Origin of the sequence: Phenylobacterium sp., from assembly GCF_035569475.1 — a bacterium.
Lineage (GTDB): Bacteria > Pseudomonadota > Alphaproteobacteria > Caulobacterales > Caulobacteraceae > Phenylobacterium.
Window position 1 is genome coordinate 13545 of sequence record NZ_DATMNA010000025.1, and the last position, 25801, is coordinate 39345.

The window sequence follows — 25801 nt, forward strand, 5'->3', positions numbered from 1 at the left end:
TCTGGTCGCCTCGCCCCGGGGGAGCCACCGCCTGTATGACGTTGGGTACGGACAACCATCTCACCGCGGCAAAAGCAAGGCGTCGACTGGCCGCAGCCTCGGCCAGCGGGCTTGCCCTGCTGGCCGCGAGCGCGGCGCCGGGCATGGCATGGGCGGCCGAAACCACGGTCTTCCGTCTCCCTGCGGACACCCTCGAGGCTGCTCTCGTTCGCTTTGCGGTGCAAGGCGGGGTCTCGGTGGGCGGGCTGCCGGTCTCCGGTTGCGGGGGCAGGTCGCGGCCGGTTTTCGGCGCCCTGCAGCCGGCGAAGGCGCTGGGCGCGATGTTGCCGGCGGGCTGCGGCTTCGAAGCTGTCGACCCGCACAGTTTCCGAATTGTCGCCCGCCCGCTCGCCGCGCCCCTGCCGACGGTCAGGCGCCCGTCCACGGAGGCCGCGGGGAGTTCGCAGCTCGACGAACTGGTGGTCACCGCGGAGAAGCGGCCCGAGCTCCTGTCGCGCACCGCCTCGGCCATCAGCGTGTTCTCGCCCGCCGATATGAAGGCGCTCGGCGGGCGGAGCTTCGACGAGATCGCCTCCCAGGCGGTGGGCGTGGCGGTGACCAACCTGGGCTCCGGGCGCAACAAGATCTTCGTGCGTGGGCTCTCCGACGGCTCCTTCACCGGCAAGACCCAGTCCACCGTCGGCCTCTACCTCGGCGACGTGCCGATCACCTACAACGCCCCCGATCCCGACCTGCGGCTGGCGGACGTGGACCGGGTGGAGGTGCTGCGCGGCCCCCAGGGAACGCTCTACGGCTCCGGCTCCATGGGCGGCATCGTGCGGATCGTCCCGGCGCGACCGGATGTGACCGCCGTCCTGGGCTCCGTTTCGGCGGAGGCCATGGCCACGCAGAAGGGCAGCCCGTCCGAAGGATTCGAGGGGATGGTCAACCTGCCGCTGGCCGGCGGCCGGGCGGCGATCCGGGCCGTAGCCTACAGCGACCAAAGCGGCGGCTACATCGAAAACCCGGTGCTGAACCTGCACGACGTCAACTCCAGCCGGCGCGCCGGGGGGCGGATCGCGGGCCTGGCCGAACTGCCCGACGGATGGGAGCTGGAGGCCGGCTTCGCCCACCAGTCGATCGCCACCGCCGACAGCCAGTACACCCAGGGCCTGGAAGGTCCGCTGAGCCGCAGCGCGAGCGTCCGCGAGCCCTTCGACAACGACTTCTCGGAAGCCGGCGTCACCGCCCAGCACAGCGGCGCCCTGGCCGACGTCAAGATCTCGGCCGCCTACATCGACCACGCCCTCGTCACCCGCTACGACGCGACGGGCGCCTTCCCGACGGCCGGCGGCTCGCTCCGCGGCCAGGCGTTCGACGAGGACAAGCACATCCACCTCTGGGAGGGCGAAGGGCTCGTGTCCTCCAACGCCCCCGGGCCTTTCCGGTGGCTGGCCGGCAGCTTCCTGTCCTTTTCCAGCGAAATGGACGACGCCTTCCTGCAGAACGTGCGGCCGGCGGGGCCGGCGCGATCGATCTATCGCCGGCAGGATCGCCTGTCCGAGGCCGCCCTCTACGGCGAGGTGTCCTATGACTTCACCGCCCGCCTGACGGCCACGGTGGGCGGCCGGTGGTTCCTCACGCGCGTCGACAGCCACGCGAGCGACTTCGACATCGCCCAGGCGCCCATTGCCCCGCAGAGCGGCCACCTCACGGACAGCGGGGTGGCGCCGAAGGTGCGGGTGAACTTCGCCGCGACGGCGAGCCTGGTGCTCTACGCCCAGGTGCAGGAGGGCTACCGCGCCGGCGGCTTCAACATCCCGGCGGCGGCGGGCGGCGCGACGGCCGAGCGGCTGGCCCCGCGCTTCACGCCCGACCATCTCTGGAACTACGAAGTGGGAGCCGGCCTGCCGCTGTTCGACCATAAGCTCACCCTGCGTGGCGCGTTGTTCCACGCCGACTGGCGCGGCCTGCAGACCGACCAGCGGCTGGCGTCGGGCCTGCCGATGACGGTGAACATCGGCGACGGCTCCAACACGGGGATCGAGGCCGAGGCGCTCTGGCGGCCCGACGGGCGCCTGCAGGTGCGCGCCAACATGCTCCTGGAAGATCCCTCGATCACCCGGGCCGCGAACGTCTTCCCGGCGCGGCGCGACATCGGCCTGCCGGGAGTGCCCTACGAGATGGGCGCGGCCGATGTCCGCTACCGCTGGCAGGTGGGCCGGTTCGAGGCCGAGACCTCGGCCCAGGTGGCCTATGTCGGCCGCTCCTACCTGACCTTCGACGGCGGGCTCGGCAACGTCATGGGCGGCTACGCCTCCGGCCGGGTCGCCGCGGCGCTGAGCACGCCGGCCTGGCGCTTCACCGCCTTCATGGACAACGTCGCCGACGAGCGCGGCAACACCTTCGCCTACGGCAACCCCTTCAGCCGCGCCCGCGCCACCCAGGCCACGCCGCTGCGGCCGCGGACCATCGGGGTCGGGGTGTCGCGCGGCTTCTAGCGCCAGACGCCGGGCGAGATCTGCCAGGGACAACCCTGAATCCAGACGTCGCGGCGGGGGCCGGAGACCAGGAAGGCCGTGTAGCGCTGGTTCTGCGCCGGCCCGCCCGCCCGCCGCAGCTCGCCGGCCGGCGTGACCTCGGTGAAGCATCGGCGCACGTCGGGGACCTTCATGCGGCGCGACAGGTCGACCACCAGGCCGGTGTGGGTGAAGTCGGGGCGACCGGGATCCGTCGACCAGTAGCGGTCGCGCTCGACCAGCTCGAGCAGGGGGCCGGAAATGCGGTGCTCGTCCTGTAGCTGGGAATAGACGCCGTAGCTCAGGGTTCCCACCCAGGCCGCGCCGGTCCTGGCCCGCAGGGTGTCGATGTCGCCGGCGAACTGCGGCCAGCCGCGCAGCGGCAGGGTCGGGTCGAGCCGGCCGAGCGGACTGGGCGTGGGCAGGGCCATGGCGGCGAAGGTCGCCGCGGCGATGGCGTAGCCCCCGACGGGCGCCAGGCGGCGCAGCCAGGCCTGCCAGGGGGTGGCGGCGAAGCGCTCGGCGGCGACCGCCGCGCAGATCGCCATGGCGCCGAAGGCCGGCGCCGGCCAGTGGCCCTGAACCCGGTCGTGCAGGCTGTGGAGCAGGAGGTAGGCGGCGAAGGGCGCCGAGGTGGCGGCCGGCAGGAGAAGCTGGACCGCGCCCGCCTGCCCGCGCTCGCGCCAGGCCTGCCGCGCGCCGAGGGCCGCATAGGCCGCCATGATCGGGGTGAAGAGCAGGATCTGGGTGACCACCAGCTCGAAGAGATAGGCGAGCGTGAAGCCGTGCGGCGCCACGCGGCCGAACTGCTTGATGAAGGTGATCCACTGGTGCTGGGCGTTCCAGACGATGTTGAGGGCGAACACCGCCGCCGCCAGGACGGCCGCCGCCCAGGGCCCGGGCTTCTTCAGCTCCGCGGCGCCGCCCGGGGTCGCCAGCAGCCAGACCAGCACGCCCGGCGCGAGGAACAGGCCGGAGTACTTCGACATCACGGCCAGGCCCGCCGCGAGGCCGGCCGCCAGCCACCAGCCGGCCCGCCGATGCTCCCAGAACCGCGCCAGGGCCCAAAGGGTGATCGTCCAGAAGAGGCTGGCCGGTGCATCCGGGATCGCCAGCATGCCGCCCAGGCAGACGGTCAGGGTGGCGTTGTACCAGAGGGCCGCGCGGAAGGCCGCGCGCGGGCCGGCGCCCAGTCGAACGGCCAGATCGCCGATCAGCCAGGTGTTCAGGCCGCAGCTCAGGGTCGGCAGCAGCCGCACGCCCAGCGGGGTGTCGCCGAACAGGCTCATCCCCGCGCGGATCCACCAGCCGATCATCGGCGGATGGTCGAGGTAGCCCAGTTGCAGGTGCTGCGCCCAGAACCGGTAGTAAGCCTCGTCCTCGGTCAGGTGGATGGCGCCGGCGGCGGCCAGCCGGATCGCCGTCAGGGCGAGCGCCAGCAGCAGCACGCCGCGGCGGGCGTCGACCAGCGGAGGCCGGCCGGCGGCCTCGGTCACCAGACGGCCCGCGACGTGGTCACATAGTTCCAGACCGCCGCCACGACGGCCCCGGCGACGCCCGCGACCCACCAGGAGGGGCCGCGCTCATAGACCATGGTCGCCACCGCGACGTTGGCGGCCAGCGGCACACTGCAGAGCACGACGAACTTGAAGTACCCCACGAGCAGGGCCGCGCCGCGCTTGCGTCGGTCGCGATAGGTCACGGCGTTGTTGATCAGATAGTTGGAGGTCATGGCCCCGAGCGCGGCGACGAGCTGGGCCTCGGCGAAGCCCAGGTGCAGCAGCGATCGCAGGATCAGCAGGTGCACGCCCACGCCGCTGGCCCCGACCATGGCGAACATGATGAAGCGCGGCGAGATCAGGTCGCGGGTGAGCTTGGCGACCAGCAGGCCGAGATACTGCACGACCACGCCGTTATCGAGCTTGGAGTCCCCGGCGTGGCGGGCGCGGAACTCGTAGGGCAGCTCCAGATACCGCGGCGGGGTCTTCTGGGAGGCCAGGATGTCGAACAGCACCTTGAAGCCCGAGGTGGTGAGCGCCGGGGCGACCGCCTGGATCATCTCCCGCCGGAGCATGAAGAAGCCGCTCATCGGGTCGGTGACCTCGGCCCGCAGCACCCGGCGGCCGAGCCAGTTGGCGAGCCGGCTGCCGGCCTCGCGCCGGGCGCCGAGCGCCGAGGCGCCGGCCCCCGCGACGCCCAGATAGCGGCTGCCCACCACCACGTCGGCGCGATCCTCCTGCAGCGCCTTCAGCATCTGCGGCAGCAGGGTCTCGTCGTGCTGAAGGTCCCCGTCGATCACCGCGACGAAGGGCGCCGCCGAGGCCATCGCGCCCTCGATCACCGCGCCCGCCAGGCCGCGCCGCCCGATGCGGTGCAGGCACATCACCCGCGGATCCACCGCGGCGATCTCCTTCACGGTCGCCGCCGTGCCGTCGGGGCTGTCGTCATCGACGAAGATGACCTGCCAGACCACGCCCTGCAGCGCGGCCTCGAGCTTGGCCAGCAGGGGGCGCACGTTGGGCGCCTCCTTGAACGTCGGGACGATGACGCCGAGCTCCAGCGGATGGGCGGCGGGGGCGGCTTGGTGGCGTAGCGGGCCCCCGGATGGTGCGGTCATGCGCCCTCATAGCCGCCGCGCCGGGGCGTGGGAACCGTCTGCGGCGGGTGACAGGCTGTCGCGCGTCCGGCGTGGCGTGTATTGGGTAGGATCCGGGGCGGCGAGGGCGACGAGCGCTTGGACTTGCAGGAAGACGGCAGATCGGCGCTGATAGGGCTCTACCTCGAGCGCCGCAGCGACCTCGTACGGTTCTTCACCGTCCGTCTGCGCTCGCCCGCGGCCGCCGAGGACCTGGTGCAGGACATCTATGTCCGGCTCTCCGGGATGGACCAGCCGGTCGAGATCCAGAATCCCGTGGCCTACCTCTATCGGCTGGGCTCCAACCTGATGCTCGACAAGCTTCGCGGCGAGCGGCGCACGGCGCATCGCGACGGCGCTTGGCTGGACAGCCAGACCACCCGGGTCGGCATCCACGAGATCTCCGCCGAGCCGAGCGCCGAGGCCGCCGTGGCGGCGCGCCAGCGCCTGGCCCTGCTCACCCAGGCGCTCACGGAACTCAGCCCGCAGACCCAGCGTGTCTTCCGGATGCACAAGTTCGAGGGCTTGAGCCACCCGCAGGTCGCCGCCGAGCTCGGCATTTCGCGCAGCGCCGTGGAGAAGCACATGATGGCCGCCTTGAAGCACCTCGCCGCGAGACTACGGTGATCGGCGAAACGCGTTATTTGGAGGAGGTCGCCGGATGGCGGCGTCATCTCATCGAAAGCAGGTGGCTCGCCACCCTGCGGGCTAGGGATTGATGCTTAGGACCGACGAACATCCTGACGACGGTCAAATGGCCGAGGAGGCGGCGCGCTGGTTCGCCCGCCTTCAGGGGGAGGCTGCGACCGGCGAAGACTGGCTGGCGTTCGAGCGCTGGTTGCAGGCCTCGCCGGCGCACGCTCGCGCCTACGAGCGGCTGGAGAGCCTGTGGGTCGACCTGGAGTACGCCCCGCTGACCCGGGAGCTGGGCGGGCGGCCGCTGGTTGCGGCGCGGCGGCGGCAGGTCCGGAGCGGCGTCCGTGGCCGGATTCCCCGCGGCGCCTGGTGGGGCGCGGGCGCGGCGATCGCCGCCGGCCTGGCCGTCGCCGTCGGCGTCGGGATTCAGTCGCCGGGCGTCGCCTCCCAGACCTACGAGACCCCGGCCGGCAAGACCCGCGACATCACCCTCGCCGACGGCACCCACATCCGGCTGAACGCCGCCTCGAAGATCACCGTGCGGCTCGAGCGCGACGCGCGCCGGGTGGAGATGGCCGACGCCGAGGCGGTGTTCGACGTGGCCCATGACGCCAGGCGGCCGTTCCTCATCGGGGTGGGCGACCGGCAGGTGCGGGTGGTCGGCACCGAATTCAACCTGCGCCACCGCGCCGACCTGATGGACCTCACCGTGCGCCGCGGCGTCGTCGAGGTGCGCCCCGCCGACTCCCTGCAGTCCGCGCCCACGCGGGTCACGGTCGGCCAGGAGCTGACCCACACCGCCGGCCAGCCCGCCCAGCTTCTGAAGGTCGCCGATCCGGACGCCACCTTCGCCTGGACCAACGGCCAGTTGATCTATCACGACCAGCCGTTGTCGGAGGTCGCCGCGGACCTCTCCCGCCGCTTTGCGACGCCGGTGCGCGCCGCCGACGCGCGCACCGCGGCCCTGCGCTTCTCCGGCGTGCTGGTGACCGACAACGAGGCCGACGTGCTCCGCCGCCTGGCGGCCTATGCGCCGGTGCGGGTCGAGCGCACCTCCACCGAGATCGTCCTGCACCACCGCTAAGGGATCTGGTCAGGCCTTGGGGCCGGGCGAGAGCTGCATCGCCTGCATCAGGCTGCCGGTGTAGGCCGCCACGCCCACATGGGTCAGCCGGGCCTCCATGTCGGCCCAGATCTCCCCGCCCAGGTCGCGCCAGCGGCGGCAGAAGGCGTAGTCCTCCGACAGGTACTGGCCGGTTTCCGGCTCGATCATGGTCTCGAAGACCATGGGCGCCTCGTCGGCCAGCTTGTCGCCCATGTCGCCCATCTTGGCGCGGAGCTCCGGGTGGGCGTCGACGATCTGCTGCATCGCCTCGCGGCGGATCATCAGGAAGCCGGTGCCGCCGTAGGCCACCTTGGCGATACCGTCGTGGACCTCCACCGAGTGGTCGGCGGTCGGCAGGAAGCGCACCACATAGCCCAGGGAGGCGGCCATCATGTCCGGCGCCTCGGCCTTGGCCGCGACCCGGGCACGCTCCCAGTCGATGTATTTCATCGGGCAGACCGCGGCGATCACCGGCTTGTCGGCCTCCAGCAGGCGGAAGACGTTCTCCGGCGCAAAGCCGATGTCGGCGTCGCAGAACAGGATATGGGTCGCCTCGCGGTGCGCCAGGAACCGGGCGGTCAGCCGGCTGCGGGCCCGCGTGATCAGGGCGTCGCCGCCCATCAGGTCGATCTCCAGGCCGACGCCGCGCTCGCGGCAGGCCGCCTGCAGGGCCAGCACCGAGTGCATGAACTGCAGTTGCAGCACCCCGCCGTAGCAGGGCGTGGCCAGGTAGACGAAGGGCTGGGCGGTTTCGGACGGCATGGAGGCTCCGAGGACGGCGGTCAGGCCGGTTGCGGGTCGCGGAGGAAGGCCTCCACCAGATCGTCATAGAGGTCGAAGCGCTTGTAGGCGCGCAAGTCCGGCGTGGCCGCGCGCCAGGCCCGCGCGAACGCCGCCAGCCGCTCGGGCTCGCCCGCTAGGTCGGCCAGGGGCGCGAGCCACACCCGGATGGTGAACAGCGCCCCGCCGGTCGCCGGCAGGCGGCGCAGGGTCTGACGCTCCACGCGCAGGTGCAGGATCCGCCCGGCGTCGCGCGGGTCGATGCCGGGGATCCGGGCGCGGATAGGCGCCGAGGACGGGGTGTGAAGCCGGTCGGAGTTCAGCACCGTCCAGTTGCGCCGCTCCAGCACCAGGTCGGGGCGCAGGCCCTCGAAGACGCGCTGCACGCGGATCAGGAACCGGTCGGCGAAGCCGGTCACCGGGCCGTGCAGCTCGCCCAGCGACTTGCCGATCGCCTCGGACGCCGTGAAGAACCCGCCGGCCGACAGCGACAGCGCCGTCAGCCGCCACTGGCCGTCGGCCTTCTCCATCAGGCAGAGGTCGTCGGGCGTGCGGCGCGCGGCGGCGTAGAGCGCGGGCAGTCCGGGCGCCGCCGGCGCCGGACCGAGCGCGCCCTCGACCATCGCCAGCGCCTCCGCCTGGCCGGCCTCGGAGCCCGGCCTCTCGGCCCACACCAGATCGCGCGCGTGTTCGTACAGCGGGTCCTTGCGCGCCGCCGGATCGGCCTCGCCGCCTTCCAGCCAGTCGGCGACCGCGATGGGGCGCAGGCCGATCTGGAAGTCGGCCGCCTCCTCCCAGGGCCGGTGGCGCGGGCTCACCTGACCCAGCCCAGCCGCCGCCACACCCGCCAGACGACATAGGCCGCGGCGATGCCCACGGTGTCGGCCGTCAGGTCGAAGATGTCGCCGTCGCGGCCGAAGGGCAGGGTCGCCTGCAGGACCTCGACGGCCGCGCCGAAGACAAAGGCGAACACCAGGATCGCCCAGCGCCGGCGGGTCGAGAGCAACAGGCCCGCGCCGGTCAGCACGGCCCAGGCGATGGCGTGCTCGGCCTTGTCCCACACGAGCCCCACGCCGGGCACGTCCTTGCCGGGCGCCAGGGTCAGATAGAGCAGGATCACGCAGGCCAGGGCGAAGATCGCCAGGCGGTAGGGACGGGGCAGGCGGCGCAGGCGATCGAACGGGGTCATCGGCCCTTACTTGCACGTCCGCGCCCGGCTCTCTAGACCGCCGCCTGCAGGAGCGCGTCAGGGCGAAGTGGACGCCGGTTCACCCCGTCCGACGCGCGCCGGCCTTTGGAAGGGTCTACGGAGCGTGGGAAGCGACATGGCGGCGAGACCGGAGATTGCGGCGGTGATCTGGGACTTCGGCGGGGTCTTCACCTCCTCGCCGTTCGAGGCCTTCAACCGCTTCGAGGCCGAACGCGGCCTGCCCAAGGACCTGATCCGCCGGATCAACGCCGCCAACCCCGACACCAACGCCTGGGCCCTGTTCGAGCGCAACGAGGTGGACCCGGCCGGCTTCGACGCCCTGTTCCTCGAGGAATCCGCCGCGCTCGGCCACCCGGTGCCGGGCCGCGACGTCCTGCCCCTGCTTTCCGGCGAGCTGCGGCCCCGGATGGTCGCGGCGCTGAAGGCCTGCAAGTCGCACTTCAAGGTGGGCTGCATCACCAACAACGTGGTCTCGATGCATTCGCCCGGCCAGGACGAGGGCCAGCGCGCGGCCGGCGCCATGGGCCAGGTGATGCCGCTGTTCGACGCCATCATCGAGAGCTCGAAGGCCGGCGTGCGGAAGCCGGATCCGAGGATCTACCTGATGATGTGCGAGCTGCTGGCGGTCGAACCCGGCCGCTGCGTCTACCTCGACGACCTGGGCGTCAACTGCAAGCCGGCCGCGGCGCTGGGCATGCGGGCGATCAAGGTGGTGGACGTGGACCAGACGCTGGCCGACCTGGCCGAGGCGACGGGGCTCAGCTTTGCAGAGGAGGGTGTCGCATGAGCCGGCCTGCGAAGATCGGCGCGGACGCGGCGCTCAAGCAACGCCCGCTCTGGAAGAAGGCCGAGGGGGATCGCGACGCCATCCAGCGCACCTACCGGTTCGCTGACTTCACCGCGGCCTTCGCCTTCATGACCCGCACGGCCCTGATGGCCGAAAAGCTCGACCACCATCCGGAGTGGTTCAATGTCTACAACCGGGTGGGTGTGACGCTGACCACTCACGACGCCGATGGGGTCACCGAGCTGGACGTGAAGCTCGCGACCTTCATGGACATGGCGGCGAAGAGCGCCGGGGGAACGGAGGCCTAGGCTGGGAGATGTGGGCCGCCGGCAGGTGGCGGCTTAAATCTCATGGCGGCCAGTTTGCCTTGGGGTCTCGGCTTCTCAAGGACGAGGCCGGAGGCCTCGCCGCGAGGCGGCGCCGCCCAAGGGCAGCGTCCTTGACAAGCCGAGACCCCAAGGCTCGCATCATCCATGAGAATTGTGGCCGGGAGGGCGTCTGAAGACGCCGCCGGCGAACGGGATCTAAGGAGACAGATCACATGCCAGGACGGGTCGCGGGCAAGAAGGCCTTCATTTCCGGGGGCGCTCAAGGGCTGGGCGCGGCCATGGCCCGCAAGCTGGCCGACGAGGGCGCCAAGGTGACGGTGGTCGACATCAACCTCGACGGCGCGAAGAAGGTCGCCGCCGAGATCAACGCCGCGCACGGCGAGGGCACGGCCTTCGCCTTCCCGCTCGACGTGACCAAGGAGGAGCAGTGGGTGTTCGCCCTCGACGAGGCCGACGCGGCCATGGGCGGCATCTCGGTCCTGGTCAACAACGCCGGCATCAGCCGCGGCGGCGACATCGAGTCCCTGAGCTTCGAGGACTGGAAGACGGTGATGAGCGTCAACGTCGACTCGGTGTTCCTCGGGACCAAGCACGCGCTGAAGTACATGCGCGCCCACCAGCCGGGTTCGATCGTCAACATCTCCTCGATCGCCGGCCTGATCGCCGCCCACAACTCGCCGAGCTACAACGCCTCCAAGGCCGCGGTCTGGCTGCTGTCCAAGGGCATCGCGCTGCATTGCGCCAAGCAGGGGCTGGATATCCGCTCGAACTCGATCCACCCGACCTTCATCGACACCCCGATCCTCGACCCGCTGCGCCAGCGGTTCGGCAAGGAGGAGGCGGAGGCCAAGCTCGGCCGCCAGGTGCCGCTCGGCCACATCGGCGAGCCGGAGGACATCGCCAACGCCTGCCTCTACCTGGCCTCGGACGAGAGCAAGTTCATGACCGGCGCGGAGCTGAAGCTCGACGGCGGCATCAGCGCGATGTGAAGGCAGATCCTCCCCCTGTGGAGGAGCCTGTTGCCCAACTAGTTCGCGACGACGGCGCCGATCAGCAGCTTGGCCCCGGGGCGCTTGAGGATCAGGTTGGTCTGACGCTGCAGCTCCTGGACGATCAGGTCCGCATTGGGCTCGGTCCCCGGCGGCAGGCCCGCGGCGTAGATCTCCATGGCCTGGACGTAGGCGGCGCGCAGGCGCGGCAGCGACTGGTCGGCGAACTCGCGCAGCTTCGGGTCGTCGATCTCCAGGCCGCAATCGACGCTGAGCACGCCGCGCCGACCGCCGCCCTTGTTGGTGGTGGCGGTGACCGGATTGAGCGGGATGTAGTTCTCGCCGCCCGACTTCTTCTTCTGTTTTTCGTCCGCCAGGACGGCCGACGGCATGAAGCCGGCCAGGGCGATCAGGACGAGGAGCTCACAGCGTCGCATGGCGCAATCTATCGCGATCATGGTTAGCGGCTTCTTTACGCGCCCCTGCGACAAGGTGGCGGACGCCTGGGATTTCCGCCCCAGGGACTTGCGGAGCGCGCCTTGAGCCGATTTGCGCCGACCAGCCTCGACCTCGACGGCAAGGTCATCCTCATCACCGGCGGCACGGGCTCGTTCGGGCGGCGGTTCATCGAGACCGTGCTGACCCGCGCCAGCCCGCGCAAGCTGATCGTCTACTCCCGGGACGAGCTGAAGCAGAGCGAGATGCAGATCGACCTGGCCGAACGCTTCGGCCCGGAGAAGATGGCCTGCCTGCGCTTCTTCCTGGGCGACGTGCGCGACCGCGAGCGGCTGATCCTGGCCTTCCGCGGCGTCGACGTGGTGATCCACGCCGCGGCCCTGAAACAGGTGCCGGCGGCGGAGTACAATCCCTCGGAGTGCATCCACACCAACATCATGGGCGCCGAGAACGTGGTCTGGGCCTGCCTCACCAACCGGGTGCAGCAGGTGATCGCGCTCTCCACCGACAAGGCCTGCAACCCGATCAACCTCTACGGCGCGACCAAGCTCGCCTCCGACAAGACCTTCGTGGCCGCCAACAACCTCTCCGGCGACATCGGCACGCGGTTTTCGGTGGTGCGGTACGGCAATGTGGTGGGTTCCAGGGGCTCCGTGGCGCCCTTCTTCCAACGGCTGCTGGCCAAGGGCGCGGCCGAGCTGCCGATCACCGACATTCGGATGACCCGCTTCTGGATCACGCTCAACGAGGGGGTCGAGTTCGTGCTCTCGTCGCTTGGCGCGATGCACGGCGGCGAGATCTTCGTGCCCAAGATCCCCTCGATGAAGATGACCGACCTGGCGGAGGCCATGGCGCCCGGCCTGCCGATCAAGGTCGTCGGCATCCGCCCCGGCGAGAAGCTGCACGAGATGATGATCAGCGCCGACGACGCCCGCTCCAGCGTCGACCTGGGCGACCGCTACGCCATCGAGCCGGCCTTCGTGGAATACCGCCGCGAGCCGCTGAAGGGCGCGGCCCTGGCGGAGGGCTTCAGCTACGCCAGCGACACCAACGACGACTGGCTCAGCGGCGAGGCCTTGCTGGCGGTGCTCAACGAACAGACCCCGCAACAGCGCCGCCGGCGCGCGGCCGACTAGGATGCCGGGTCCGGTCCTTCCCTACGGCCGCCAGACCATAGAAGACGACGACATTGCGGCTGTTGTCGAAGCGTTGAGGGCCGATTTCCTGACCACCGGTCCCACGGTGGCGGCCTTCGAGGCCGCCTTCGCCGAGACAGTGGGCGCGCGCCATGCCGTGGCCTGCGCCAACGGCACCGCTGCGTTGCACCTGGCAATGCTGGCCCTGGACGTGCAGCCGGGCGAGGCGGTCATCGTCCCTTCGATCACCTTCCTGGCCACCGCCAACTGCGCCCGCTACGTCGGCGCCGAGGTGGTGTTCGCCGACGTCGATCCGCACTCCGGCCTGATGACGCCGGAGACCCTTGCGGAGGCGCTCGCCCGGGTCGGCGGCCGCAAGTTGCGGGCGGTCCTGCCGGTGCATCTGCGCGGCGACACGGTGAACCTCCCGGAGCTGGCCGCCCTGGCCGGCGGGGCGGGCGCGGTGCTGGTGGAGGACGCGCCGCACGCGCTGGGCTCGACCATGAGCTTCGGCAACGTCGCCGAGCGGGCCGGCGACGCGCGCCACTCGGCCATGGCCACCTTCTCCTTCCACCCGGTCAAGACCATCGCCACCGGCGAGGGCGGCATGGTCACCACCAATGACGCAGGCCTGGCCGAGCGCCTGCGGACCGTGCGCAGCCACGGCATGACGCGGCCCGCGGACGCCGATCCGTGGGTCTACGAAATGGCCGAGCCCGGGTTCAACTACCGCCTGCCGGACATCCTCTGCGCGCTGGGCCTCTCCCAGCTCAAGAAACTGCCGCGGTTCGCCGCCCGGCGCCGGGCCCTGGCCGCAGCCTATGAGACCGCGCTCGCGCCGCTGGCCCCGATCGTGCGGATCGCCGCGCGCCCGGCCTGGAGCGACCCGGTCCTGCACCTGATGTGCGTGCTGATCGACTTTCAGGCCGCGGGCGTGAGCCGCCGGTCGGTGGTGGACGCTCTGCGCGAGCGCGGCGTCGGGACCCAGGTCCACTACATCCCCGTCCACACCCAGCCCTATTACCGGGAACGGTATGGCGCGCTGGACCTGCCGGGGGCGAACGCCTGGTACGACCGCTGCCTGTCGCTGCCGCTCTATCCGGGTATGGCGGACGAGGACGTCGGCCGGGTGGCGGCGGCGTTGAGGGCGGTGCTGGGCCGTTGACCGCGCTCAGGCCCCTGAGATGAGGTCGGCCAGGTCTTCGGGCCAGATTTGTTCGCGGGTCAGGCGGATTTCATCAAGAGACCACCAGCGATGCTCCGCCATCACCTCTCGCTCCGGCGAAGTCCAACCCTCACGGCTGAGCTCGGCTTCGCTGGTCTTGACCAGGAAGAAGCGCTCGTCGGCCTTGATGGTTTGGCCCTCTGGCGAGCGAAACACCGCCTCGCGCCGCGCCACTTGCGGGCCAGGGTGCGAGATCGTCAGCCCTGTCTCCTCCGCAAGCTCCCGAATGGCGGCCTGTTCGAACGTCTCTCCCTCATCGATTCCTCCGCCCGGCGTGGCCCAAAACTGCGTTCCGGCCAGGGCGCCGCGCTCGAACACAAACCTGAACAGCAAGACCCTCCCATCGGGGTCGACAACGAGAATGCGGGCCGACGGTCTAACGCGCATATCCAATCCGATCCCCGCGGAGGTGCGCATCTCCCAGATGCCATCCGGCCTTAAACCTCATGGATGATGCGAGCCTTGGGGTCTCGGCCTGTCAAGGAGCGGCCCCTGGCCGCCCGCGTCGCGGCGCGCCTTTGGCGCGTCCTTGAGAAGCCGAGGCCTCAAGGCAGACCGGCCGGCGTGAGATTTAAGCCGCAGCCTGCCCGCTCACGACAACGCCCCTCTCCCACGGTGCTGTGCGCCTGGGAGAGGAGTACCGGACTGCCGGCTGCAACGCGCCGTTGCCCTAAGCCGCCAGCGACGCGTGCTTCAGCAGATCCCGGATAGCGTCCACCTGCCCCGGCGCGGAGGACAGCTCGGCGCGGGTGTCGTCGGCGCGGGCGAGCTTGAGGGCTTCGGTGCGGGCGCGGTCGGCGCAGGGGCCGAGCGGGGCGGTCTCGCCGCAGGCCATTTTCAGGAGCGTGGTCAGCCGCTCCAGCGCCGGCCGGGCGGCGCGGGCGGTCGCGGCCACGAACCGGCCTTCGGTCTCCACCGCGCCGCCGATCTCGCCCAGCTTGGCCTGTATGGGCCGGTAGACCTCTTCCACCAGGCCGCAGCGGGCGACGCCGCGCTGCAGCTTGGCCAGTTCCGCCAGGCGCTGGGCCGCGAAATGGCCGACGCTCGCCTCGCGCTCGAAGCGCAGGCTGAAGATCAGGGAGGAGAGCCAGCGGCCCGCCTCGCGCTTGTTGGCGCCGCCGATGATGTTTTCGATCAGCCAGACCAGGGCCGCGGCCTCTTCCATGACCGAGGCGTCCTCGCCCAGGTAGGACTCGACGAACTCGCGGGCGACCAGGGTCTTGGAGCGGGCGGTGAAGGCGGCCTGGACGTCGTCCAGAGGCAGGAGCTTGCCGGCCGCCGCGGTCAGCGACATGGCCAGGCCCCGGGTGACGTCGATTTCGCCCTCCGGGTCGGAGGGCCGCAGGCGCCGGCCGCCGCCCAGGTCGCGCAGGATGCGCTGGCCGATGGCGGCGCGCACGCCGGTGAAGTCCTCGCTCATCAGCCACTTGGCCAGGCGCTGGGCGCGGTCGGACAGCTCCGGCGTCACCTTGGCCACCGACGGCTCGACCTTGACCAACTGGTCGACGACGCTGGCCGCGGCGAGCCGGCTCATGGCCGCCAGGCGCGCGCCCAGGTCCAGCGAGCCGCCGACGATGTTGTCGAGCCCCCGCTCGTGGCGGACGATCTCTTCCAGCGGCTCGGCGATCACCGAGAGCGCGAGGGCGCGGCCGGAGCCCTCCGGCGGCGCGTTGTCCGCCAGGTCGAGCAGCAGGGCGACCTTTTCGCTCCAACCCGTGGCCGGCGCGAGGAACCCCGCCACCGCGCACCCCAGCCGATAGGCGCCCTCGGGGTCCTTGGCGAGCGCCGAGGCGGTCTTCGCGAAGGTCTCGGCGGTCACCTCGGGCAGGCCCTTGCGGCGGTCGCGCATCAGCCGCTCGATGGCGCGGTCGCTGAGCGATTTGAAGACCGCGATCATCTCCGCCAGCGTGGTCCCGCGGGAGTGGGCCTCCGGCGTGGCGATCTTCTGGATGGCGTGGGCGATCTCCACCCCGCTGGCCTCGAGCTGCTCGACCAGGTCGGGCCGGTGCATCAGCTCGAACGGCGTCGCCCCGTGGCGCTCCAGCCAGGTCTCGAACAGCCGGCCGATCCGCTCGCGGGCATGGCAGGTGTAGAGATCCTGCGGCGACACGCAGAGCGGTTCAGTGGGCTCCGGGGCGCGGACCTTGCGCGGCCGCTCGGGCAGGCCGATCGTCAGGATGGTCAGGGACTGGAATTCACCCGTCTCCGGGTCCAGTGTCTCGCGCATCACGCGCGCGGCGGCCACCTGGCCGCGAGCGAGCAGATCCTTGGCCTCGTCGAGGGCGACAGTTCGGGTGTCGGTGGCGGTTTTCAGGGCCCAGGGGGAGTCCGGATAGCGGCGGACAAAGACCTCGAAATGGACGTTCGCGGCGGGCATTAAGCTCTCTCCAGTGAACCGGAGCCTACTGGCGAAGCTTTAAGGTCAGATTGACCGCCTTAGGCAGCCACGCGCGGCGCCCCATTGAGGCCACGGTGGCGGATAACTAGGTTCAAGGCGTTCAAGGAGATATTCGGAAACCTCATGGCCAAAATCACCCTGGTGGATGACGACGAAAACATCGTCACCTCCGTCAGCCTCGCGCTGGAGAGCCACGGCCACACCGTGAAGGCCTACTACGACGGCGCCGCGGGCCTCGCCGCCCTGGAGAATGAGCCGCCGGACCTGGCCATCCTCGATGTGAAGATGCCGCGCATGGATGGGATGGAGGTGCTGCGCCGCCTGCGCCGGACCTCCGACATGCCGGTGATCATCCTGACGTCCAAGGACGAGGAGATCGACGAGATCCTCGGCTTCAACCTGGGCGCCGACGACTACATGCACAAGCCCTTCAGCCAGCGGCTGCTGATCGAGCGTGTGAAGGCGGTGCTGCGCCGCGCCGGCGTCGAGGGCGAGGAGCCCGCGCCGGCCGCCATCGGGGCGGAAGGCAGCCGCGCCATCAAGCGGGGCAAGCTGACCCTGGACCCCGCCCGCCACGATTGCCTGTGGGAAGGCAAGCCCGTGAAGCTGACGGTGACAGAGTTCCTGCTCCTGCAGTCCCTGGCCCAGCGGCCAGGCTTCGTGAAGAGCCGCGACAACCTGATGGACGCGGCCTACGACGATCAGGTCTATGTCGACGACCGCACCATCGACAGCCACATCAAGCGCATGCGCAAGAAGTTCCGCGACGTTGATCCAGAGTTCGACGCGATCGAAACCCTCTATGGCGTCGGCTACCGCTACCGCGAAACCTGATCGGGGCGGCGGGGGCCGCGGGGAGGATTCGCGGGCGCCCCGGCTGTCGCGGTTTCGCTGGCTGCCGGGCACCCGGCTCGGCCGGCTGATCATCGCGCTGAACTTCTCGGGCCTGGTGATCCTGATCGCCGGGGCCCTGGTGCTGAACGAGCTGCGCCAGGGGCTGGTCAGCGCCCGCATCGACAGCCTGACCACCCAGGGCGAGCTGATGGCGGCGATCATCGACCAGGCCGCCACCGTGGGCGAGCCCACTCCGGCGATGGACCCCGGCAACGCCAGCCTGGCGCTGCAGATGCTGGCCAATCCCAAGGCCCAGCGCGCGCGCCTGTTCGACGCGCAGGGCGCGCCGATCGCCGACAGCGACGTCGTCGCCGACCGGGTGGAGCAGCGCACCCTGCCGCCCGCCCGTCCGCGGGGCCAGAACCTGTCGCTGTCCCTGCGCTCACGTCCGCAGGGGGCGGTGGCCGAGGAGGCGCGCGCGGCCTTGCGCAGCGAGGTGAGCCGGGCGCTGCTCGGCAAGCACGTGGCGGGGCTGCGCCGCGACGAGGACGGCCGCCGCGTGGTCTCGGTCTCGATCCCCATCCAGAACGTCCAGCAGATCCTCGGCGTCCTGACGCTGGAAGCCAACGACGTCGACCAGATCATCGCGCGCGAACGCGAGGCCCTAATCCCGTTCATCCTGATCGCCGTGGCCGTGACGCTGTCGTCGTCGCTGCTGCTGACCCGCCTGATCGCCCAGCCGGTGCGGCGGCTGGCGCGGGCCGCCGACCGCGTCCGCCTGGCGGGCGCGCGGGCCATCTCGCTCCCCGACCTCGCCCGCCGGGACGACGAACTCGGCGACCTGACCCGCAGCCTGGAGGACATGACCCAGGCGCTCAGCGAGCGGATGGACGCCATCGAAAGCTTCGCCGCCGACGTGGCGCACGAGATCAAGAACCCGCTCACCTCCCTGCGCTCGGCGGTCGAGACCCTGGACCTGGTCGCCGAGCCGGCGGCGCGGGAGCGGCTGCTGCGCATCCTGAAAAACGACGTCCAGCGCCTGGACCGGCTGGTCACGGACATCTCCAACGCCTCGCGGCTGGACGCCGAGCTGTCCCGCGACAACCCCAAGCCCGTCGACCTGGAGCGGCTGGTCGCCGACATCGTCGCCCTCTATCAGGCCACCGCCAAGCCGGGCGAGGTGACCGTGCGGTTCGCGCGTCCCACCGGCGCCGAGCCGCCGACGGTGCTGGGCCGCGAAGGCTCGCTGGGCCAGGTGTTCCGCAATCTGATCGACAACGCCCGGTCGTTCAGCCCGCCGGGTGGCGAGGTCGAGGTGGCCGTGCAGCGCGCGCCGGGCCGGGTGGTCGCCACGGTCTCCGATTCCGGGCCCGGCATCCCGCCGGAGAACCTGGAGACCATCTTCGAGCGCTTCTACACCTCGCGGCCGAAGGGCGCGGCCTTCGGCGGCAACTCGGGCCTGGGCCTCTCCATCGCCCGCCAGATCGTCGAGGCCCATGGCGGCACGCTCAAGGCCCAGAACCGGGTCGTCGACGGCAAGGTGATCGGGGCGGTCTTCCTCTTGATGCTGCCGGAGGCCAAGGCGTGATCGTCCACGCCGGGCTGATCGCCGCCCGGCTGGGCGGCTTCTGGCGGGGCGTGCTGATCGAGGGCCCGGCCGGCGCCGGCAAGAGCGACCTGGCGCTGCGGGCGCTCGATCAGGGCTTTTCGCTGGTGGCCGACGACCGGGTGAGCCTCTGGGTGACGCAGGGCCGCCTGTTCGGCCGCGCGCCGGACGTTCTCAGCGGCCTCCTCGAGGTGCGCGGCCTGGAGGTGATCCGGGTTTCGGCCCGGCCGTTCGCGCCGGTGTCGCTGGTCGCCCGCTGCGGGACCCCCGAGCGTATCCCCGAACCCCGGTTCGCCGAGATCCTGGGGGTTCCGCTGCCCCTGATCGAGATCGACCCGCACGAGGCTTCGGCGCCTGCGAAACTCAGTCGCGCGCTCAGCCACTTTGACGAGGCTCATAAGAGGCGTATTTAGCACGGCTCGCGGGACGGGAATTTGACCGCGCGGGTGGGGATACCCTTGGAACCAGTTTGCATGTTCGAGCTCGTGGCATGATCGGGCTCGTTATCGTTACGCACGGGCGTCTGGCGGAGGAGTTCGTCTTCGCCATGGAGCACGTGGTCGGGCCGCAGGCGGCGGTGGAAGCCATCTGCATCGGCCCGGAAGACGACATGGAGCGCCGCCGTAAGGACATCCTGGCGGCCTGCGAGCGCGTCGACAGCGGCGCCGGCGTCATCCTGCTCACCGACATGTTCGGCGGCACGCCGTCCAACCTGGCCATCTCGGTCATGGAGCAGACCAAGGCCGAGGTGATCGCCGGCCTGAACCTGCCGATGCTGATCAAGCTCGCCAGCGTGCGCAGCCGCCAGAGCCTCGAGGACGCGGTCGCCTGCGCCCAGGAGGCGGGCCGCAAGTACATCTCCGTCGCCTCCTATGTGCTCGCGGGCGAGAAGTGAGCCGCCGGTGAGCGAGGGGGCGACCCGGACCGTCGAGATCGTCAACAAGCGCGGCCTGCACGCCCGCGCCTCGGCCAAGTTCGTGAAGACCGCCTCGGGTTTCGACGCCGAGGTCCGCGTCTCCAAGGACGGCCAGACGGTCGACGCGCGCTCGATCATGGGCCTGATGATGCTCGCCGCCGGCCCCGGCTGCTGCATCGACATCGAAGCCGAGGGCAAGGAAGCCGAACAGGCCGTCGCCGCCCTGGAAAAACTCGTCACCGCCAAGTTCGACGAGGACGAGTAGCAAAGTTCCTCCCCCTCAGGGGGAGGTGGCCCAAAGGGCCGGAGGGGGCTTCCGCTCAAACGGTCCAGCCGCCGCCCCGCGCGACATCGACGATCATCCTCACCGCGTCGTCCACCTCGTCCAGCACCAGTGATGCGGATATCCGCAGGGTGCGAATCCCCCTGTCAGCCAGCCAACTGTCACGCCGCGCGTCCAGCTCGGGCCGGTTGCCGAACCCATGCGACGCCCCATCGACCTCCACGCAGAGACTTGCCTCGTGGCAATAGAAATCCAGGACGTACGGCCCGATCGGATGCTGCTTGCGGAACTTGAGGCCGTCGGCCTTGCCAGCTTTGATGGCGCGCCAGAGGAGGCCTTCTGGCAGCGTCAAGCGGCGGCGCAGAAGCCGTGCAAAGTCGCGGACTTCATGGTTAGCTTCCACAACCGAGGCATATCGTTCTTTGTTTGTTCTTGCAACATGATCTACGGAATCTACCGCGTGGGCGGCTGGATTGAGCTTGCTTTTGCGGTGGTGCTTCTGCTCGGCCGCGACTGGCCGTGGGCCATTGCGCACTTGGTCGTCAGCGCATTCTTACTGCCGGTTGGATACCGGGTGTACGCCATCGGCGGCGTTAGGATTCCGTGGGTGAAGGACAACGGGGCAAAATGATCGATGACTTCCCCGCATTTTGAGCGGAAGCCCCCTCCGTCGCCTTCGGCGACACCTCCCCCTTTTGGGGGAGGAACTGGGATTAGGTCTTCAGCCGCCAGCCGGTGCGGAAGATCTGCCAGACGGCCGTCAGGCAGATCAGCATGAAGACCAGGGTCATCCCCAGGCTGGCGCCCACGCCCACGTCGGAGACGCCGTAGAAGCTCCAGCGGAAGCCCGAGACCAGATAGACCACCGGGTTGAACAGCGCGATCCTGGCCCACACCCCCGGCAGCATCGAGATCGAGTAGAAGCTGCCGCCCAGGTAGGTCAGCGGCATGATCACCATCAGGGGTACGATCTGCAGCTTCTCGAAGCCGTCCGCCCAGACGCCCAGGATGAAGCCGAACAGGCTGAAGCTCAGCGAGGTCAGCACCAGGAAGGCGACCGCCCAAATCGGATGGGCGATGCTGTAGGGCACGAACAGGCGCGCCGTGGCCATGATGATCACGCCCAGCATGATCGATTTCGAGGCCGCCGCGCCGACATAGCCCATCAGCACCTCCAGGGCAGAGACCGGCGCCGACAGCATCTCGTAGATCGTGCCCGACCACTTGGGCATGTAGATGCCGAACGAGCCGTTGGAGACGCTCTCGGTGAGGATCGACAACATGATCAGGCCCGGCACGATGAAGGCCGCGTAGGTCACCCCGTCGATGGCCGCCATCCGCCGCCCGATGGCCGCGCCGAAGACGATGAAATAGAGCGAGGTGGTCAACACCGGGGCGGCGATGGACTGCACCACCGTGCGGAAGGTCCGCGCCATCTCGAAGCGGTAGATCGCCTTCACGGCGTAGAGGTTCAGACCGATCATGACCGCGTGCTCACCAGGCTGACGAAGATCTCCTCCAGCGAACTTTGCTGGGTCTGCAGGTCCTTGAAGTCGACGCCGCGCTTGGAGAGTTCGCGCAGCAGCTCGGCGATGCCGGTCGTCTCGGCCTGGGCGTCGAAGGTGTAGACGAGGTCGGCGCCGTCGTTGGCCAGGGCCAGGTCATAGCCGGCGAGGCCCTCGGGCGCGGCCTTCAGCGGCTCCTGCAGGTGCAGCGTGAGCTGCTTCTTGCCCAGCTTGCGCATCAGCTCGGCCTTCTCCTCGACCAGGATCAGCTCGCCCTTGGAGATCACCCCGATGCGGTCGGCCATCTCCTCGGCCTCTTCGATGTAGTGGGTGGTCAGGATGATGGTGACGCCGCTTTCGCGCAGGCCGCGGACCATCTCCCACATGTCGCGGCGCAGCTCGACGTCGACACCGGCGGTGGGCTCGTCCAGGAACAGGATCTGCGGCTCGTGGCTGAGCGCCTTGGCGATCATCACGCGGCGCTTCATGCCGCCGGAGAGCGCCATGATCTTGGCGTCCTTCTTGTCCCACAGCGACAGGTCGCGCAGCACCTTTTCGACGTAGGCCGGGTTCTTCGGCTTGCCGAACAGGCCGCGGCTGAAGTTGACGGTGGCCCAGACGGTCTCGAAGGCGTCCGTCGAAAGCTCCTGCGGCACCAGGCCGATCAGGCGGCGCGCGGCGCGGTAGTCGCGCACCACGTCGTGGCCGTCGGCCAGCACGCGCCCCTGGGTGGGGTTCACCAGGCCGCAGGTGATGCCGATGAGCGTGGTCTTGCCCGCGCCGTTGGGGCCCAGCAGGGCGAAGATCTCGCCCTTGTCGATGGTCAGGCTGACGTCCTTCAACGCCTGGAACCCGCCGGCGTAGGTCTTGGACAGGCCTTCTACGGAAATGATCGGCTGCGGCATTCGTCCCCCGGCGCCAAGCAGATAGGACCCCGAGGACGTTTCGGCTAGGCCGGCTCGGACATCCGTTCCGGCCGCACGGTCATCGGCCGTATCTTCAGCTCCGCCAGGAAGGCTGCGTCCTGGTCCTGGTCCGGATTGTCGGTGGTCAGCAGCCGGGCCCCGATGAACACCGAATTGGCGCCGGCCAGGAAGCAGAGGCTCTGCAGTTCCCTGGACATGTGCTCGCGGCCGGCGGCGATGCGCACCACCGATTTCGGGCAGACCAGGCGAGCGACCGCGATCATGCGGACGAACTCCAGTCCGTCGACCGGCTCGGAGCCGCCCAGCGGCGTGCCGGGGATCGGCATCAGGTCGTTGATCGGCAGGCTTTCCGGGTGGCGGGGCAGGATGGCGAGCTGGTGCAGAAGCCCCGCCCGGTCGCGGCGGGTCTCGCCCATGCCGACGATGCCGCCGCAGCAGGTGCTCATGCCCGCCTCGCGGACCGCCGCCAGGGTGTCCAGCCGGTCCCGGTAGGTCCGGGTGGTGACCACCTTGTCGTAGTAGTCCGGCCCGGTGTCGAGGTTGTGGTTGTAGTAGTCGAGACCGGCGGCCTTCAGCGTCCGCGCCTGGTCGGCGGTGAGCATGCCGAGCGTCGCGCAGGTCTCCAGGCCCAACGCCTTCACGCCGGAGATCATGGCGGTGAGGTTCGGCAGGTCGCGGTCCTTCACGTCGCGCCAGGCCGCGCCCATGCAGAACCGCTGGGCCCCGCCGGCCCTGGCCTCGGCGGCCTGGGCGATGACCGCCGCGGGGTCCATCAGCTTCGAGGCGGTGGTCGCGGTCTTGAAGTGCTGCGACTGGCTGCAGTAGCCGCAGTTCTCCGGACAGCCGCCGGTCTTGACGGAAAGAAGCTGAGAGAGCTGGAGTTCCGCCGGGTCGAACCAGCGCCGGTGGACCTCGGCCGCACGGAAGACGAGTTCGGTGAACGGGACCTCGAAGAGCGCCTCCACCTCCGCCAGCGTCCAGTCATGGCGCGGCTCGGCGGGATCAATGGGGCCATCGACCGGGTTGGACAGGGGTGCGTTCACGACGGGCTCCGGGGCCATGGCGGGGCGCCGACATAGCTTGACCTCACGGCGGGCGGCAACAGGTGACGGTGATGACCAGCAAGGCCGCTGACGCGCCGGACCGCGAGATCGAGCTGAAGTTCGCCTGCGGGCCGGGGGACCTGGCCGCTGTGCTGGCCGCCGCCCCGGCCGGCGACGACGAGACCCGCGAGCTGATCAGCGTCTATTTCGACACCCCGGACCTGGTCCTGCAGAAGGCCGGCGCCTCGCTCAGGGTGCGCGAGTACAAGGGCCGCCGCGTGCAGACGCTCAAGCGGGGCCGCGGCATGGTCCGCGAGGAGCATGAGGCGCCGATCGAGGGCCTGGCCCCGGATCCGGCGCTGGAGCCCCTGCCGTCGATGCTGCCGCACGGCGCGGACCTGCGTCCCGCCTTCAACGTGCGGGTCAGCCGCCGCCAGCGGACGCTGCGCTTCAAGGGTGCGGTGATCGAGATCGCCCTGGACCAGGGCGAGGTCTCCGGCGGCGATCAGAAGAGCCCGATCTGCGAGGTGGAGCTGGAGCTGAAGTCGGGCGCCCCGGCCGCGCTCTTCGCCCTGGCCCGCGAGCTGTCCGCCGCCGCGCCGCTCTACCTCGCCTTCGACAGCAAGGCCGCCCGGGGCCAGGCGCTGGTGGCGGGCGAACCGCCGCCCGCGCGCAGGGGCGGCGAAGTCGAGCTCGACGGCGACGCCTCAGCGGGCGCGGCGTTCCAGGCGGTGGCCCGCAACGCCCTGGCCCAGATCGCCGCCAACGCCGCGGCCCTGCGCGAGACCCCCTCCGCCGAGGCGGTGCATCAGCTCAGGGTGGGCGTGCGGCGGTTGCGCAGCGCGCTCACGACCTTCAAGCCGATCCTGGACGGCGAGGGCCTGGAGACCCTGAAGACCGACCTCAAATGGCTGTCGCGCAGTTGCGAGCGGGCGCGCAACCTGGACGTCTTCGCCGACGAGACCCTGCAGCCCGCCGAAGCCTCGGACGTCCAGCCGGCGGGCCTGCCCACCCTGCGCGACGCCATCGACCTGGCCCGCCGCGCGGCCTGGATCCACGCCGCGGAGGCCTCGGCCTCGGAGCGGTTCCGCGCCTTGATGATCGACGCCGCCGCCTGGGTCGAGACCGGCGACTGGCGCGCCCAGCACGATGCGGGCGGCCCGGTCCGGCCCTTCGCCCGCCGCGCCCTGAAGCGTCACCTGAAGAAGCTGGAGGGCCGCGGCCGCGCGGCTCGCGGCGGCGGCGACACCGCGCGCCACCACCTGCGCATCGAGGCCAAGAAACTGCGCTACGCCGCCGAGGCCCTCGGCGACCTTTTCGGCGAGAAGCGCGCGCGGCGCTATCTGCGCCATCTGAAAGAGCTGCAGGAGGCGCTGGGCGCGCTCAACGATCTGGTCACCGCCCCGCCGCTGATCGTGGCCCTGGCCCTGCCGTCCGACGCCGCCTTCGCGGCCGGCGAGCTGGTGGGGCTGAAGGCCGCGCGCAAGCCGCAGCTCATCGCCCAGGCCGAGAAGGCCCTGGACCGCCTGGAAGCCGCCGAGCCCTTCTGGGCCTAGGCTGAACTGTTCCGCCCCCATCGAGTCTGTTCCTCTCCCGGGCCCGATCGCTCCTGGGTTGGTGATCCCATCACCGGCCAAGGGCGCGCGGCGGCGCGGAGCCTCAAGGATGGCCGTCCGGGAGCGCCGCTCCAGACCGCCAGCCTCGGCACATAAAGAAATCCTTATATGATTTCTTGCACCCTGCCGGGCGCGCGGCTATAGAGCCGCCAAACCTGAGCCCGGCGTCTCCGCGGCCCCGACATCTCCCGAAGGATTTGAAATGACCGACTACGTCGTCAAGGACATCGCGCTCGCCGACTGGGGCCGCAAGGAACTCGACATCGCCGAGACCGAGATGCCCGGCCTGATGGCCGTGCGCGCCGAGTTCGGCAAGGACCAGCCGCTGAAGGGCGCGCGGATCGCCGGCTCCCTGCACATGACCATCCAGACCGGCGTCCTGATCGAGACCCTGCAGGCGCTGGGCGCGGACGTGCGCTGGGCCTCGTGCAACATCTTCTCGACCCAGGACCACGCCGCCGCCGCCATCGCGGTGAAGGGCACGCCGGTGTTCGCCATCAAGGGCGAGACCCTGATCGAGTACTGGGAGTACGCCCACCGGATCTTCGAGTGGAGCGACGGCGGCTATCCGAACCTGATCCTCGACGACGGCGGCGACGCCACCCTGCTCTGCGTGCTCGGCCCCAAGGCCGAGAAGGATCCCAGCGTCCTCAACAATCCGCAGAACGAGGAGGAAGAAGCCCTCTATGCGGTGATGAAGCGCTACCTGAAGGAGAAGCCCGGCTTCTATTCGGCGATCCGCGACTCGATCAAGGGCGTCTCGGAAGAGACCACCACGGGGGTCCACCGCCTCTACCAGATGTCCGAGCGCGGCGAACTGCCGTTCGCGGCGATCAACGTCAACGACAGCGTCACCAAGTCGAAGTTCGACAACCTCTATGGCTGCCG

The 25801-nt window shown here is 70.2% G+C and carries 28 protein-coding genes; 16 read left to right on the forward strand and 12 right to left on the reverse strand.

The window, feature by feature from the left end; translation table 11 throughout:
• Positions 1–35: 35 nt before the first annotated feature.
• A complete protein-coding gene (locus VNW53_RS03890; protein ID WP_325553765.1) occupies positions 36–2480 on the forward strand; it encodes a TonB-dependent receptor in 2445 nt (814 codons plus the stop codon).
• Here the strand turns inward: VNW53_RS03890 and VNW53_RS03895 are convergent.
• Together VNW53_RS03895 and VNW53_RS03900 are read right to left on the reverse strand one after the other, a co-directional pair.
• Positions 2477–3994: a glycosyltransferase family 39 protein gene (locus VNW53_RS03895; RefSeq protein WP_325553766.1), complete on the reverse strand. Its 1518-nt coding sequence runs from the start codon at positions 3992–3994 to the stop codon at positions 2477–2479. The genes VNW53_RS03890 and VNW53_RS03895 overlap by 4 nt on opposite strands.
• The gene (locus VNW53_RS03900) at positions 3991–5115 is read right to left on the reverse strand and encodes a glycosyltransferase family 2 protein (protein WP_325553767.1); all 1125 of its coding nucleotides are present in this window, start codon (positions 5113–5115) and stop codon (positions 3991–3993) included. The genes VNW53_RS03895 and VNW53_RS03900 overlap by 4 nt, the downstream gene beginning before the upstream one ends.
• 117 nt (positions 5116–5232) lie before the next feature.
• Between VNW53_RS03900 and VNW53_RS03905 the strand changes: the two genes are divergently transcribed.
• Positions 5233–5760, forward strand: coding sequence for a sigma-70 family RNA polymerase sigma factor (locus tag VNW53_RS03905; protein WP_325553768.1), 528 nt, complete (start codon positions 5233–5235; stop codon positions 5758–5760).
• Positions 5761–5851: 91 nt separating this feature from the next.
• Positions 5852–6853 carry a FecR family protein gene (locus tag VNW53_RS03910; protein ID WP_325553770.1) on the forward strand — a complete coding sequence of 334 codons (1002 nt, stop codon included), beginning with the start codon at positions 5852–5854 and terminating at the stop codon, positions 6851–6853.
• A gap of 9 nt (positions 6854–6862) precedes the next feature.
• Here VNW53_RS03910 and VNW53_RS03915 read toward each other — a convergent pair whose 3' ends face one another.
• Genes VNW53_RS03915 through VNW53_RS03925 form a run of 3 tightly spaced genes read right to left on the reverse strand, consistent with a single transcriptional unit; the run spans position 6863 to position 8843 of the window.
• Positions 6863–7636 carry a hypothetical protein gene (locus tag VNW53_RS03915; RefSeq protein WP_325553771.1) on the reverse strand — a complete coding sequence of 258 codons (774 nt, stop codon included), beginning with the start codon at positions 7634–7636 and terminating at the stop codon, positions 6863–6865.
• A 20-nt stretch (positions 7637–7656) separates the two neighbouring features.
• A complete protein-coding gene (locus tag VNW53_RS03920; protein WP_325553772.1) occupies positions 7657–8472 on the reverse strand; it encodes a heme-dependent oxidative N-demethylase subunit alpha family protein in 816 nt (271 codons plus the stop codon).
• Entirely contained in the window at positions 8469–8843 is a 375-nt protein-coding gene (locus tag VNW53_RS03925; protein ID WP_325553773.1) for a VanZ family protein, read from the reverse strand. Before VNW53_RS03925 ends, VNW53_RS03920 begins: the two co-directional genes overlap by 4 nt.
• A gap of 136 nt (positions 8844–8979) precedes the next feature.
• On the opposite strand from VNW53_RS03925, the gene VNW53_RS03930 reads away from it, so the two are divergent.
• The 3 genes from VNW53_RS03930 (at position 8980) to VNW53_RS03940 (ending at position 10969) form a co-directional block, all read left to right on the forward strand.
• Positions 8980–9651, forward strand: coding sequence for an HAD-IA family hydrolase (locus tag VNW53_RS03930; protein WP_325553774.1), 672 nt, complete (start codon positions 8980–8982; stop codon positions 9649–9651).
• Positions 9648–9959, forward strand: a complete 312-nt coding sequence (locus tag VNW53_RS03935) for a 4a-hydroxytetrahydrobiopterin dehydratase (RefSeq protein WP_325553775.1) — start codon at positions 9648–9650, stop codon at positions 9957–9959. The genes VNW53_RS03930 and VNW53_RS03935 overlap by 4 nt, the downstream gene beginning before the upstream one ends.
• A gap of 233 nt (positions 9960–10192) precedes the next feature.
• Complete coding sequence (locus VNW53_RS03940) at positions 10193–10969, forward strand: SDR family oxidoreductase (protein WP_325553776.1); 777 nt, start codon at positions 10193–10195, stop codon at positions 10967–10969.
• Between the two features lie 38 nt (positions 10970–11007).
• On the opposite strand, the gene VNW53_RS03945 is transcribed toward VNW53_RS03940, so the two are convergent.
• The gene (locus VNW53_RS03945) at positions 11008–11406 is read right to left on the reverse strand and encodes a hypothetical protein (protein ID WP_325553777.1); all 399 of its coding nucleotides are present in this window, start codon (positions 11404–11406) and stop codon (positions 11008–11010) included.
• A 102-nt stretch (positions 11407–11508) separates the two neighbouring features.
• Between VNW53_RS03945 and pseB the strand changes: the two genes are divergently transcribed.
• Together pseB and pseC are read left to right on the forward strand one after the other, a co-directional pair.
• The gene (gene pseB, locus VNW53_RS03950) at positions 11509–12561 is read left to right on the forward strand and encodes a UDP-N-acetylglucosamine 4,6-dehydratase (inverting) (protein WP_325553778.1); all 1053 of its coding nucleotides are present in this window, start codon (positions 11509–11511) and stop codon (positions 12559–12561) included.
• Position 12562: 1 nt separating this feature from the next.
• Positions 12563–13726 (forward strand): UDP-4-amino-4,6-dideoxy-N-acetyl-beta-L-altrosamine transaminase, encoded by a 1164-nt coding sequence (gene pseC, locus VNW53_RS03955; RefSeq protein ID WP_325553779.1) that lies wholly within the window; start codon positions 12563–12565, stop codon positions 13724–13726.
• Between the two features lie 6 nt (positions 13727–13732).
• Here pseC and VNW53_RS03960 read toward each other — a convergent pair whose 3' ends face one another.
• Complete coding sequence (locus VNW53_RS03960; RefSeq protein WP_325553780.1) at positions 13733–14203, reverse strand: NUDIX hydrolase; 471 nt, start codon at positions 14201–14203, stop codon at positions 13733–13735.
• 253 nt (positions 14204–14456) lie between these two features.
• On the reverse strand, positions 14457–16163 hold the full coding sequence (locus tag VNW53_RS03965) for a hypothetical protein (RefSeq protein ID WP_325553781.1): 1707 nt from the start codon (positions 16161–16163) through the stop codon (positions 14457–14459).
• Between the two features lie 144 nt (positions 16164–16307).
• Here VNW53_RS03965 and VNW53_RS03970 point away from each other — a divergent pair, with 144 nt between their 5' ends.
• The 5 genes from VNW53_RS03970 to VNW53_RS03990 all read left to right on the forward strand — a co-directional run bounded on the left by VNW53_RS03970 (position 16308) and on the right by VNW53_RS03990 (position 19805).
• Positions 16308–17018 carry a response regulator transcription factor gene (locus VNW53_RS03970; RefSeq protein ID WP_325553782.1) on the forward strand — a complete coding sequence of 237 codons (711 nt, stop codon included), beginning with the start codon at positions 16308–16310 and terminating at the stop codon, positions 17016–17018.
• The gene (locus VNW53_RS03975; RefSeq protein ID WP_325553783.1) at positions 16987–18606 is read left to right on the forward strand and encodes a stimulus-sensing domain-containing protein; all 1620 of its coding nucleotides are present in this window, start codon (positions 16987–16989) and stop codon (positions 18604–18606) included. Before VNW53_RS03970 ends, VNW53_RS03975 begins: the two co-directional genes overlap by 32 nt.
• Complete coding sequence (locus tag VNW53_RS03980; RefSeq protein ID WP_325553784.1) at positions 18603–19037, forward strand: HPr kinase/phosphorylase; 435 nt, start codon at positions 18603–18605, stop codon at positions 19035–19037. The genes VNW53_RS03975 and VNW53_RS03980 overlap by 4 nt, the downstream gene beginning before the upstream one ends.
• A 77-nt stretch (positions 19038–19114) precedes the next feature.
• Positions 19115–19519, forward strand: a complete 405-nt coding sequence (locus tag VNW53_RS03985; RefSeq protein WP_325553785.1) for a PTS sugar transporter subunit IIA — start codon at positions 19115–19117, stop codon at positions 19517–19519.
• 7 nt (positions 19520–19526) lie between these two features.
• Positions 19527–19805 carry an HPr family phosphocarrier protein gene (locus VNW53_RS03990; protein ID WP_325553786.1) on the forward strand — a complete coding sequence of 93 codons (279 nt, stop codon included), beginning with the start codon at positions 19527–19529 and terminating at the stop codon, positions 19803–19805.
• Between the two features lie 55 nt (positions 19806–19860).
• Here the strand turns inward: VNW53_RS03990 and VNW53_RS03995 are convergent, their stop codons facing one another.
• Positions 19861–20175 (reverse strand): endonuclease domain-containing protein, encoded by a 315-nt coding sequence (locus VNW53_RS03995; RefSeq protein WP_414693238.1) that lies wholly within the window; start codon positions 20173–20175, stop codon positions 19861–19863.
• Positions 20176–20211: 36 nt separating this feature from the next.
• On the opposite strand from VNW53_RS03995, the gene VNW53_RS04000 reads away from it, so the two are divergent.
• Positions 20212–20454, forward strand: a complete 243-nt coding sequence (locus tag VNW53_RS04000; protein ID WP_325553793.1) for a hypothetical protein — start codon at positions 20212–20214, stop codon at positions 20452–20454.
• An 82-nt stretch (positions 20455–20536) separates the two neighbouring features.
• Here VNW53_RS04000 and VNW53_RS04005 read toward each other — a convergent pair whose 3' ends face one another.
• Genes VNW53_RS04005 through bioB form a run of 3 tightly spaced genes read right to left on the reverse strand, consistent with a single transcriptional unit; the run spans position 20537 to position 23261 of the window.
• Entirely contained in the window at positions 20537–21298 is a 762-nt protein-coding gene (locus VNW53_RS04005) for an ABC transporter permease (protein ID WP_325553791.1), read from the reverse strand.
• 5 nt (positions 21299–21303) lie between these two features.
• Positions 21304–22233 carry an ABC transporter ATP-binding protein gene (locus tag VNW53_RS04010; RefSeq protein WP_325553787.1) on the reverse strand — a complete coding sequence of 310 codons (930 nt, stop codon included), beginning with the start codon at positions 22231–22233 and terminating at the stop codon, positions 21304–21306.
• A gap of 44 nt (positions 22234–22277) precedes the next feature.
• Positions 22278–23261 (reverse strand): biotin synthase BioB, encoded by a 984-nt coding sequence (bioB, locus tag VNW53_RS04015; RefSeq protein WP_325553792.1) that lies wholly within the window; start codon positions 23259–23261, stop codon positions 22278–22280.
• A 107-nt stretch (positions 23262–23368) separates the two neighbouring features.
• Between bioB and VNW53_RS04020 the strand changes: the two genes are divergently transcribed.
• Entirely contained in the window at positions 23369–24853 is a 1485-nt protein-coding gene (locus tag VNW53_RS04020; RefSeq protein ID WP_325553788.1) for a CHAD domain-containing protein, read from the forward strand.
• Between the two features lie 262 nt (positions 24854–25115).
• Positions 25116–25801: adenosylhomocysteinase (locus VNW53_RS04025; RefSeq protein ID WP_325553789.1), on the forward strand; the 686-nt coding region annotated here is incomplete at its 3' end.

Coding starts and splice junctions, on each gene's coding strand:
- VNW53_RS03890 (WP_325553765.1), top strand. CDS start 36: ATGACGTTGGGTACGGACAACCATCTCACCGCGGCAAAAGCAAGGCGT.
- VNW53_RS03900 (WP_325553767.1), bottom strand. CDS start 5,115: ATGACCGCACCATCCGGGGGCCCGCTACGCCACCAAGCCGCCCCCGCC.
- VNW53_RS03910 (WP_325553770.1), top strand. CDS start 5,852: ATGCTTAGGACCGACGAACATCCTGACGACGGTCAAATGGCCGAGGAG.
- VNW53_RS03915 (WP_325553771.1), bottom strand. CDS start 7,636: ATGCCGTCCGAAACCGCCCAGCCCTTCGTCTACCTGGCCACGCCCTGC.
- VNW53_RS03925 (WP_325553773.1), bottom strand. CDS start 8,843: ATGACCCCGTTCGATCGCCTGCGCCGCCTGCCCCGTCCCTACCGCCTG.
- VNW53_RS03930 (WP_325553774.1), top strand. CDS start 8,980: ATGGCGGCGAGACCGGAGATTGCGGCGGTGATCTGGGACTTCGGCGGG.
- VNW53_RS03935 (WP_325553775.1), top strand. CDS start 9,648: ATGAGCCGGCCTGCGAAGATCGGCGCGGACGCGGCGCTCAAGCAACGC.
- VNW53_RS03940 (WP_325553776.1), top strand. CDS start 10,193: ATGCCAGGACGGGTCGCGGGCAAGAAGGCCTTCATTTCCGGGGGCGCT.
- VNW53_RS03945 (WP_325553777.1), bottom strand. CDS start 11,406: ATGCGACGCTGTGAGCTCCTCGTCCTGATCGCCCTGGCCGGCTTCATG.
- pseC (WP_325553779.1), top strand. CDS start 12,563: ATGCCGGGTCCGGTCCTTCCCTACGGCCGCCAGACCATAGAAGACGAC.
- VNW53_RS03960 (WP_325553780.1), bottom strand. CDS start 14,203: ATGCGCACCTCCGCGGGGATCGGATTGGATATGCGCGTTAGACCGTCG.
- VNW53_RS03965 (WP_325553781.1), bottom strand. CDS start 16,163: ATGCCCGCCGCGAACGTCCATTTCGAGGTCTTTGTCCGCCGCTATCCG.
- VNW53_RS03970 (WP_325553782.1), top strand. CDS start 16,308: ATGGCCAAAATCACCCTGGTGGATGACGACGAAAACATCGTCACCTCC.
- VNW53_RS03975 (WP_325553783.1), top strand. CDS start 16,987: ATGGCGTCGGCTACCGCTACCGCGAAACCTGATCGGGGCGGCGGGGGC.
- VNW53_RS03985 (WP_325553785.1), top strand. CDS start 19,115: ATGATCGGGCTCGTTATCGTTACGCACGGGCGTCTGGCGGAGGAGTTC.
- VNW53_RS04000 (WP_325553793.1), top strand. CDS start 20,212: ATGGTTAGCTTCCACAACCGAGGCATATCGTTCTTTGTTTGTTCTTGC.
- VNW53_RS04010 (WP_325553787.1), bottom strand. CDS start 22,233: ATGCCGCAGCCGATCATTTCCGTAGAAGGCCTGTCCAAGACCTACGCC.
- VNW53_RS04020 (WP_325553788.1), top strand. CDS start 23,369: ATGACCAGCAAGGCCGCTGACGCGCCGGACCGCGAGATCGAGCTGAAG.